Source organism: Pseudolysinimonas sp. (genome assembly GCF_044239695.1).
Classification (GTDB): Bacteria; Actinomycetota; Actinomycetes; order Actinomycetales; family Microbacteriaceae; genus Pseudolysinimonas_A.
This window is the reverse complement of the sequence record NZ_JBIIAW010000127.1, coordinates 1-7360: the sequence shown is the minus strand read 5'-3', so window position 1 is coordinate 7360 and position 7360 is coordinate 1. Positions and strand designations below refer to the sequence as shown.

Here is a 7360-nt window from a genome sequence, read left to right as displayed (position 1 = left end):
CGTTGCTCTCGAGTACGGCTTCACCGCACCGACCCCCAAGGCTCACACTGCTCTGGCTGACCAGCTCGAAGCGTTCGGACAGTGCGACGCACACCCCACGCAGGACGAGGTGTTAAGCATTCAGAGCAGTCTCTGGAACGGGGGCCTGCTGCGGGCTGCCGGCGCTATGGACACCTTGATCGCGGCGTACGCGATCAAGAACGACGCAGCCGTCTTGCACTACGACCGCGACTTCGAGCACCTCGCGTCGGTCGTACCGGGGTTCGCACACCGGTGGATATTGCCGCGAGGATCCATTTAGCCGCGGGGTCGGGCAAGGTTGTTGCATGGACCACGCACTCGACGACGAGCTCCGCGCCGAGTTCGAGCCAGTGCTGTCCGACATCGCCGCGTTTCTCAAACAGCGCTACGGCGATGGGGTGTTCGTGCGGATCGCTCCCGCGATCCAACCGTGGAATCCCGCATTGCGTTTGGAGGCCTACGCACCCAACACGTCGACGGCTGCGATCGAGATCGACCTGGACCGCGCGAACGGGCTGTACATCACGTTCGGCAACGGCATCGACTGCGTGCTCACCGAACAACACGGCTGGGATGACGACGCCACCCGCGCGGTGAAACAGCGATTGGCTCAGGTGTGCGATGGGGGCATCGAGTTATGGCGCGATCGGCGGCGGCACTTGTTCGGCGGACGCAACATCGCCCGAGTCGTCGGTGAGCCGTTCCCGGATGATGTGACCTCGAAGCACGCCAGGCGATTGACCCTCGCGGAAACCACGGAGTCGTGGACCGTGCCGGGCTCTCACCTCGCACCAGATCCCGTGGACGACGCGGGGCAATCGGCATTCCTGGTCGACGAAAGACTGCCCGACGCCTTGCTTCTCATTGCGAACGAGACGCGGGCTCGCTTCGGCTCGGCCGTGAGCATCGTGACCCGCACGGACGCCATCAATCAGCCGCCGCTGATCGAGATCCTCCCCACCGACGAACGAGCCGCTAGCGTGCGCGTGCAGGCCCTCGATGGAGACAAGGTGGGAATCGGTGCCGGCCAACACCAGTACTTCGAATACGAGTTCACTGAACGACGTGTCGATGACGCGGCGAGATGGCTGGTCGAGGTCGGCCAATACGGTCTGCTCGAGGCAGTTCGCGGCAAGACGGTCTACTACTTCATCAATCACGCCGCAACACCCGAGGCCATCAAGGCCGTCGAGGCCGACAGCAAAGTGACGTTCAGCGAGATTTCGCCGCCCTGGGCGTGACCGCCTGCCCACAATTTGCCCACATTTGAACGCAGATCACGAGATCGAACCCGATCCCACCTCATCGAACCTCGACGTAAATCAAAGGGAAATCGGCCCACTCTGAACCAGCCCCGGCATACCGGTTCGGACTTTTAATCCGCGGGTCGTGGGTTCGAGCCCCACCGGACCCCCTCTGCCGATCATGCCCAGCTTCAGAGCTGGACGGTACGCGACTCCCCCACGTCGGGCGCGGAACCAGTCACGAGCGCCTTCGCGACCTCGAACGCCCGGAGCACCGCCGGCTTGTCGACGTGCCAGTACTCGACGCTTTCCGCGGTCACCTCGAGCAGGGCGACCGACGGGTCGTCCCGTCCGCCCTCGAACCAGGCCTCCGCCCACGGGTTCCAGAAGCGGTCGATGAGCGCGGCATCCCGGGTGACCGTCGCCGTGCCGCTGAGCGAGACGTGGCTGGGGCCGTCGGCGTAGGCGATGTTCACGTGCGCGTCGGCGCGCACCTCGTCGGTCTTCGGACTGGGATCGCCGGTGAAGAACCACACCGTGCCGTCGAAGTCGTGGTCCAGCACGGCGAGCGGCCGGCTGTAGAGGTGACCGCCCTCGCCGCGGGTGGTGACGGTCGCGAAGCGCGCGCCGCGCATGATGTCGTGGATGGTGTCCAGTTCGTCGTCCATGGCATCCATCCGACGCCCCGGACACCCCGAAGCGGAAGCGATTGACGCGCGCCGCGATCGGGGTTAGAAGATGCACCCGCATGCCGCCCGTCGATCGGCTTAGGCTCAGCCCATGACGACGTATGAGGAACGGCACGCCGCCGCGCGGGAGTTCGACACCCGGCTCGCCACGGCGAACGCGCAGTGGGGCAAGAGCCCGGTCTTCCAGGAGAACGCGAATCTGCTGGGGCAGCTCGTGTCGCGCCTCGCGATCGCCGGCGGCGGCCGCGATGTGACCTACCTGGCGACCGAGGTCACCGACTCCGCCGTGCGGGTGACGGTGTTCGTCGACGGCGCCGTGATCGACGCGTCGTTCAAGGAGGGGGCGCTCGTCGTGGATGTGCTCCCTCTCGACATCCGCTCGCTGCGGGTCACCTCGACGCAGGACTTCTACCCCGACGAACGCGTCGACGCCGACCTGCCGCTCGCCGTCAACGTGACCCTGGCGGAGGGCCGCACGCTCACCCTCCGAGGCTCCGGCGAGGACGCCGACCCGCTCAGCCTCTTCCTGCCGGTGCTGCTCTCGCTCACCGCCGCCTGATGGCTCCCGGGACACCGCGCCGGGGTCTCCCGCTCTGGTTGCCGGCGGCGGGCGCGGCGGTCGGCGTCGCCCTCCTCGCGGTGCGACTCGCGACGGTTCCGCTCGATCAGACCAGCCCCGTCGTCGCGGTGGTCGTCGTCGCGATCGCGGTCACGGTGGTCGTCTTCACGGCGCGATCGGCGGCACGGCGGGCTCGGGTGCGCGCCGCCGCGGACGCCTTCCCGGGGAGCCTCGTGATCCCGATCGCGGCCGAGGTCGACACGGCCGCCGCGACGCGGTGGCTCGCGGCACGCCTCGGTGACGCGGACCTGGCCCTGCGTCCCGACCAGAACGCGATCGCCGTCCTCGACTCCACAGGGCTGCGGCTCACTGACGGGACGACGACATCCGCCGTGATCGCCGCCTCGAAGCTGTCGGTGCTGCCGCTGACGACGGTGCGCGCCGGATCTCGGCAGATCGACGCGCTCGCTCTCGGCGTGGACGTCGGCGACGTGGTCGCGCCGCTGCCTCTCGTTCCGGTGCGTTCGGGACTCTTCGCGCCGGGGCACCTCACCGACGCCGAGCTGCTCGACCTGTCCGCTCGCATCCGGGATGCCCTCGCCGGGAGCCCGGGACGCTTCTAGCCGGAGGACAACGACGCGAAGGCCGCCGCTGGTGCGAACACCGGCGACGGCCCTTCTCGATCCCTTGAGTCCCCCGACTCAGAGACGGAACGACAGGTCGGCTCCCCCCGGAGCCGCATCCTGATCGGTCGCGCCGGGACCCCCATCCCGACGGTCTGAGTGTGACACGGATGACCGGCCCGTCCACGGGTCTTTGGTCCTACGGTCAGCCGACCGCGGTGCCGAACAGCAGCCCGAGCACGTACGTGACGCCGGCCGCGCCGATGCCGATCGCGAGTTGCCGCAAGGCGCGGCGCAGGAGCGATCCCCCCGAGAGCAGCCCGACGATCGCCCCGGTCGCGAGAAGGACGACGCCGACCGACGCCGACGCGATCGCCACGGCGAGGAAGCCTTCGGCCCCGACGAGATAGGGCAGCACGGGGATGAAGGCACCCGAGGCGAAGAACAGGAAGCTGGAGAGCGCAGCGCCCCACGCCGAGCCGATCCCGTCCTCGTCGTCGCCGACCGCGGTGATCGACCCGGTGTCGTCGAGGTGGAGGGTCGAGAGCACCGTGCGCGCGCGGGCATCCGCCTCCTGCGGCGACATCCCGCGGGCGCGGTAGACGAGCGCCAGCTCGTTCGCGTCGACGTCGAGGTGCGGCAGCGCGTGCTGCGACTGCGGGTCAGGTCGGGATGCCTCGAGCAGCTCGCGCTGAGACCGCACCGACACGTACTCCCCCGCACCCATCGACAGCGAGCCCGCCAACAGCCCGGCGACCCCCGTCACGAGCACCGTCTGCGGCGGGAGTCCGGTCGCACCGACGCCGAGCACGAGGGCGAGGTTGGAGACGAGTCCGTCGTTGATGCCGAACACGGCCGCGCGCAGGCTGCCGGCGAGCCGGCGACGTCCGCGTGAGGCGAGCCCGCGCAGCACCTCGCCGTGGATGCGCTCGTCGGCCGCCATGGCATCCGTCGCATCGCTGTCGGCGTCGTACGGCGAGCGTCCTTCCGCGCGCTGCGCGAGGGCGAGCACGAACAGCGAGCCGAAGCGGCGTCCGAAGACGATGAGCAGGCGGCTGCCGAGGCTCGCGCGGCCCGGGTCGCGGGCGTCGTCGCCGAGGAGGTCGACCCAGTGCTGTTCGTGCCGCTCCTCGGCGTCGGCGAGCCCGAGGAGGATGTCGCGCTCCTCGCCGGTGTAGCGCTCGGCCAGTTCGCGGTAGAGGGCGCCTTCCGCCCGTTCATCGGCCAGGTACCGGCGCCATCGCCGGATGCGGGTCTTCTCGGAGCGGTCCGTCATCAGACGGACCCGGGGATCCCGGCGGGGGTGTAGCGCAGCCCCCAGGACCCCTGGGACGACTCCCCGGGTTCGAGCCAGATGAGCCCCTGCCCGGTGTTGAGCGCGTCCGGCGGCGCCGTCATCGGTTCGACCGCGACCGCGGTGCCGACACCGTCCGCACGCGGGAAGATCGGGGTCGTGAAGACCTGCACGTAGCCCCAGTCGACGTCCTGCACGAGTTCGAGCGTCGCGCCGTCGGGAGCGGTGAGCCACGCACTCGCCCCCTCCCGGTGGGTGACACCCCCGAAGGCGGTGTCGAAGAACTCGTCGCCGAGGCGACGCCCGGCGCGGAGGTCGTAGCGCGTGCCGTCGACCGCGGGCTCGCCGACCGCGTTGAGCCGGTCGTCGACGTCGAAGTAGGTGCCGGCGGCGACGGTCAGCACCAGGTCGTCGACGGGGTGGTCGCCGATGCGCAGGAACGGGTGCGCTCCCGTCGCGTAGGGGGCGCGGTCGGCACCGAGATTGGTGACGCCGTGGGTGACGGTGAGTCCGTCGGGACGCACCTCATAGCGCACCCAGGTGTCGAGCAGGAACGGCCAGCCGTGCTGAGGGGCGATGCGGCAGCCGAGGGTGACCGAGGCGGCAGACTGCTCGCGCACCTCGTACTCGGCGAACCGCAGCAGTCCGTGCAGGGCGTTGCCGCGGGCGGTCTCGGTGATGTCGAGCTGCAGGTCCGCGCCGTCGTGAGTCCACTTGCCGTCGCGCACGCGGTTCGGCCAGGGCGCGAGGATGATGCCGCAGGCGAACGGCGGCGCCCCGGACCCGTCGGTCGACTCGGTGAGCCGCACGTCGCCCACCCGGAGCGATCTGAGGATGCCTGCGACGGTGCCGATCTCGGCGCGGACCCCGTCGGCCTCGAGGATGATGTGCTTGCCAGCGGCGTCGATTCCGGTCACACGGAAAGCCTAGGCCGCGACCCGGCTCGCTCGGCCTGCGCTGATTAGGGTGAACGGGTGCCCGATCTCCGTGACGACGTCCGTGACCTCTTCGGAGCGATCACCGGGCGCGACCTCGACGGCCTGTGGTCGGCGCCGGGCCGCGTCAACCTGATCGGCGAGCACACCGACTACAACGCCGGATTGGTGCTGCCGTTCGCGATCGACCGGCGCACGGTCGTCGCCGCCGGCGCCCGCGACGACGCGCTCATCCGCGTCGCGAGCACCTTCTCCGATCAGGCGGTCGAGATCCCGCTCGCCGAACTCGACGACGTGCGCGGCCGGGCCGGGTGGGCGGACTACCCCCTGGGGGTGGCCTGGGCGCTGGGCCGGTCGGGCGCCGACCTCGCCGCCGTGCCCGGGGTCGACCTGGTGATCGACTCGAACGTGCCGGTCGGCGCCGGGCTGTCGTCGTCGGCCGCGATCGAGAGCGCCGTCGCCCTGGCGCTCGACGACCTCTGGCGCCTCGGGCTGTCGCGCCCCGACCTCGCGCGGGTCGGGCAGCTCGCCGAGAACGAGTTCGTCGGGGCCCCGACCGGCATCATGGACCAGACGGCGTCCCTGCTCGGGCGAGCCGACGCCGCCGTGTTCCTCGACTGCCGCAGTCTCGAGACCGAGAGCATCCCGCTCGGCTTCGCCGCCGCCGGGCTGACCCTGCTCGTGCTGGACACCGGAGTCGCCCACGCGCACGCGACCGGCGGCTACCGCGAACGTCGCGCCTCCTGCGAGGCCGGCGCGGCGGCGTTGGGCGTGGCGACACTCCGCGACCTCACGATCGACGACCTCCCCCGCGCACGTGCCGAACTCGACGACGTCACCTTCCGCCGCGTCCGCCACGTCGTCACCGAGAACCAGCGGGTGCTGGATGTCGTGCGCGCCCTGCGCGAGGACGGCCCGGCCGCGATCGGCGCCCTCCTCGACGCCTCGCACGCATCGATGCGCGACGACTTCGAGATCTCGGTTCCCGAACTCGATCTCGCCGTCGAGACCGCGCTCGAGAACGGCGCGATCGGCGCCCGGATGACGGGCGGCGGCTTCGGCGGGGCGGCGATCGCGCTCACCCCGGTCGACGCCGTGTCGCGCATCCAGGTCGCGATCGACGGCGCCTTCGCGGAACACGGCTTCGCGGCCCCCGAGGTCTTCCCGGTGCGTCCCTCCGACGGCGCCGCCCGCGACTCCTGACACCACCCACCGCGGGTTGAGTGCCGCCGCAGGCGGTGTATCGAAACCCACCGACGAGAGTTGCTCCGTGGGTTTCGATACACCCGCTCCGCGGGCACTCAACCCGCGAGACGCGTTCTACGCGGACTGGCGTTCCGCCGCGTCGACGACGTTGGAGAGCAGGAGCGCGCGGGTCATCGGTCCGACCCCACCGGGGTTGGGCGACATCCAGCCGGCGACCTCAGCCGCGGCGGGCTCGACGTCGCCGTGGAGGCGTGCCCGGCCGGAGTCGGTCATCCCGACGCGGGTGACCCCGACATCCAGAACCGCGGCGCCCGGCTTGATCCACTCGGCCTTCACGAAGTGCGGAACCCCGAGCGCGGCCACGACGATGTCGGCGCGCTTCACCTCGGCGGCGAGGTCCACCGTGCGGGAGTGGGTGAGGGTGACGGTCGCATCCACGCCCTTGCGGGTGAAGACGAGCCCGAGCGGGCGCCCGACGGTGAGTCCGCGGCCGACGATCACCACGTGCTTACCGGCGATCGGCACGTCGTAGCGGCGCAGCAGCTCGACGACGCCGGCCGGGGTGCACGGCAGCGGCGAGTGCAGCTCGCCCTCGACGCCGAGTACGAGCCGGCCGAGGTTGGTCGGGTGGAGGCCGTCGGCGTCCTTGTCGGGGTCGATGAGCTCGAGGATCGGGTTCTCGTCGATACCCTTCGGCAGCGGCAGCTGCACGATGTAGCCGGTGCAGCGGGGGTCGTCGTTCAGCTCGCCGATCACGGCGTCGAGCCCGGCTTGGTCGACGTCGGCTGG

9 protein-coding genes are annotated in these 7360 nt (G+C 70.6%); 5 read left to right on the top strand and 4 right to left on the bottom strand.

Translation table 11 applies throughout. The features are described from left to right. Together ACILQS_RS14625 and ACILQS_RS14620 are read left to right on the top strand one after the other, a co-directional pair. On the top strand, nucleotides 1–301 hold a 301-nt coding region (locus ACILQS_RS14625; RefSeq protein WP_395640861.1), incomplete at its 5' end, for a VapC toxin family PIN domain ribonuclease. Nucleotides 302–326: 25 nt separating this feature from the next. Next, nucleotides 327–1262 (top strand): hypothetical protein, encoded by a 936-nt coding sequence (locus tag ACILQS_RS14620; protein WP_395640860.1) that lies wholly within the window; start codon nucleotides 327–329, stop codon nucleotides 1260–1262. Nucleotides 1263–1456: 194 nt separating this feature from the next. Here ACILQS_RS14620 and ACILQS_RS14615 read toward each other — a convergent pair whose 3' ends face one another. Further along, complete coding sequence (locus tag ACILQS_RS14615) at nucleotides 1457–1933, bottom strand: pyridoxamine 5'-phosphate oxidase family protein (RefSeq protein ID WP_395640859.1); 477 nt, start codon at nucleotides 1931–1933, stop codon at nucleotides 1457–1459. A 112-nt stretch (nucleotides 1934–2045) separates the two neighbouring features. On the opposite strand from ACILQS_RS14615, the gene ACILQS_RS14610 reads away from it, so the two are divergent. After that, nucleotides 2046–2513, top strand: coding sequence for a hypothetical protein (locus ACILQS_RS14610; RefSeq protein WP_395640858.1), 468 nt, complete (start codon nucleotides 2046–2048; stop codon nucleotides 2511–2513). Continuing rightward, nucleotides 2513–3136, top strand: coding sequence for a hypothetical protein (locus ACILQS_RS14605; protein ID WP_395640857.1), 624 nt, complete (start codon nucleotides 2513–2515; stop codon nucleotides 3134–3136). The genes ACILQS_RS14610 and ACILQS_RS14605 overlap by 1 nt, the downstream gene beginning before the upstream one ends. 205 nt (nucleotides 3137–3341) lie before the next feature. On the opposite strand, the gene ACILQS_RS14600 is transcribed toward ACILQS_RS14605, so the two are convergent. Together ACILQS_RS14600 and ACILQS_RS14595 are read right to left on the bottom strand one after the other, a co-directional pair. Further along, nucleotides 3342–4412 (bottom strand): VIT1/CCC1 transporter family protein, encoded by a 1071-nt coding sequence (locus ACILQS_RS14600; protein ID WP_395640856.1) that lies wholly within the window; start codon nucleotides 4410–4412, stop codon nucleotides 3342–3344. After that, complete coding sequence (locus tag ACILQS_RS14595) at nucleotides 4412–5347, bottom strand: aldose 1-epimerase family protein (RefSeq protein WP_395640855.1); 936 nt, start codon at nucleotides 5345–5347, stop codon at nucleotides 4412–4414. The genes ACILQS_RS14600 and ACILQS_RS14595 overlap by 1 nt, the downstream gene beginning before the upstream one ends. Before the next feature lie 57 nt (nucleotides 5348–5404). Here ACILQS_RS14595 and galK point away from each other — a divergent pair, with 57 nt between their 5' ends. Beyond that, entirely contained in the window at nucleotides 5405–6568 is a 1164-nt protein-coding gene (gene galK / locus ACILQS_RS14590) for a galactokinase (RefSeq protein WP_395640854.1), read from the top strand. Nucleotides 6569–6685: 117 nt separating this feature from the next. Here the strand turns inward: galK and ACILQS_RS14585 are convergent. Continuing rightward, nucleotides 6686–7360, bottom strand: a 675-nt coding sequence (locus ACILQS_RS14585; RefSeq protein ID WP_395640853.1) for a tetrahydrofolate dehydrogenase/cyclohydrolase catalytic domain-containing protein, incomplete at its 5' end; no start/stop codon positions are given.